At 64.3% G+C, this 1735-nt stretch carries 2 protein-coding genes; both read right to left on the bottom strand.

The features are described 5' to 3' along the window. Positions 1–422, bottom strand: a 422-nt coding sequence (locus EN991_RS35085) for a P1 family peptidase (protein WP_206519319.1), incomplete at its 3' end; no start/stop codon positions are given. After that, positions 422–1495, bottom strand: coding sequence for an ABC transporter substrate-binding protein (locus tag EN991_RS35080; RefSeq protein WP_127370440.1), 1074 nt, complete (start codon positions 1493–1495; stop codon positions 422–424). The genes EN991_RS35080 and EN991_RS35085, both read right to left, overlap by 1 nt. Positions 1496–1735: the final 240 nt, after the last annotated feature.

Below are 1735 nucleotides of genomic sequence, written 5' to 3'. Positions count from 1 at the left end.
GTGGCGGTTTGCGCGGCTTCATAGCCAAGCTCGCGGTAGGGCGGATAACGGCCCCAATCCTTGTCGCCGCCATTGCGCAGGTCGAACAGGATCGCCGACGGCACGATCGGAACGCGAAAACCGCCGACCTCGAGGCCGATGCCGTGTTCACGCAACGCCGCCTGCACGCCGGAGGCCGCGTCGAGGCCGAAAGCCGAACCGCCCGAAAGCACCACGGCGTGCACCACATCGACGGAATTGTGCGGTTCGAGCAGGTCGGTCTCGCGGGTGCCCGGCGCACCGCCCAGGATCTGAACGCCCGCCACTGTGGACGCATCGCAAAGCACGGTCGTTACCCCGGATTTCAGCTTGGCGTCGGACGCATTGCCGACGCGCAGGCCGGCAACGTCGGTGATCAGGTTGCGTGGGCCGGTGCGAAACATCAGTAGCTTTCCAAGGGCGCAAAGCGCGTGCCATCGAAGCGGAAGACGCGGTAGGGACTCCGGCTGAGATCGCCTTTCGCATCAAACCGGATCGGCCCGATCGCCGTGGTGAAATCCTGTCCGGTCAGAGCTTCGGTCAGTGGTTTGCCCGAGCTTTCGGACAAGCCCGACGCTGCCTTGGCGATTTCGACCGCCGCAAAGGCCGGCAGCGTATAGCCGTCGGGCACGACTTTCTGCGCGGCAAAGGCCGCCAGCACTTTTGGATCGGCGACATCGGCCCATTCCGGCGGTGCGATCATCAGTGTGCCCAAGGAATAGGGCACGTCGCCGGGCGGCGTGCGCAGATTCTCGCCGCCGGCAAAGACGATGCCCGCCTGAAGCTGTGCGGCATCGCGGCCCATGATGGCGATGTCGTCGCCATCGCCGCCGGCAAAGACATGCGTCGCGCCGGCCTTCTTCAGCCGACCGATCATGCCGATCTGATTGTCGAGCTGGGGCCGGAACGTGTCGACGAACACAGGTTTCAGCGCTGCCTGTTCGGCCGCTGCCCGCAACGTCTCGGCGATTTCACGGCCGTAGATGGTGCCGTCGTCGATAATGGCGAACAATTCGTTTTGCCACAGGCGGGTGAGGGCTGACGCGACCGCATTGCGCTCATCGTCGCCGCGTGGTCCGAGGCGATAGACCGGCCAGCCGGTCTTGGCGCGGCGGTCGGTCAGGCTTTCGGTTCGCACGCCAATGGTGATGACCGGAATGTTGGCGTCCTTCAGGATCGGCATCGCCGCCTCGATCGCCTCGGTGCAGAGAAAGCCGACCACGATATTGACCTTGACGGCTGCGAATTCCCTGGCCGCGGCAGCGCCGCCATCGGCGGTGCAGGCGTCATCCACGGTCTTGAGTTCGATGCCGTCCGCTTCGGCGGCCATACCGGTACCGGCCTCGATCTGCTTGCCGAGAATGGCCGATGGTCCCGACAGGGGCGCCGAGACGCCGACCAGCAGCGTCCGGGCATCCGCACCACTGGCCAGGAACAGCCAGAACAGCGCCGCTATTGTTCTTGTCCTGGGTCGCATTCGAGCGATGGGATCCTCCGGGCCGGTCCTATGCTCCCGGCACTGTTGCCGCCAAGACCTAAAGGCTGCCCGGCCTTGGTGCAACACGCGAATTTCGGGATATGGCTCAGGCACTTCGCTTGTGGCGGGCTATGTCTGGCCATATATGTCGATAGGATCCTGACAATGGAAAAAATACGGTGCTGAAGAAGAACGACATTGGGCCGCAGGCCTATCGCGACGCGATGAGCCACTTTGCCG

Origin of the sequence: Mesorhizobium sp. M7A.F.Ca.US.005.03.2.1, from assembly GCF_003997795.1 — a bacterium.
GTDB lineage: Bacteria > Pseudomonadota > Alphaproteobacteria > Rhizobiales > Rhizobiaceae > Mesorhizobium > Mesorhizobium ciceri.
The sequence above is the reverse complement of the archived record's forward strand: the minus strand, read 5'-3'. Positions and strand labels throughout refer to the sequence as shown.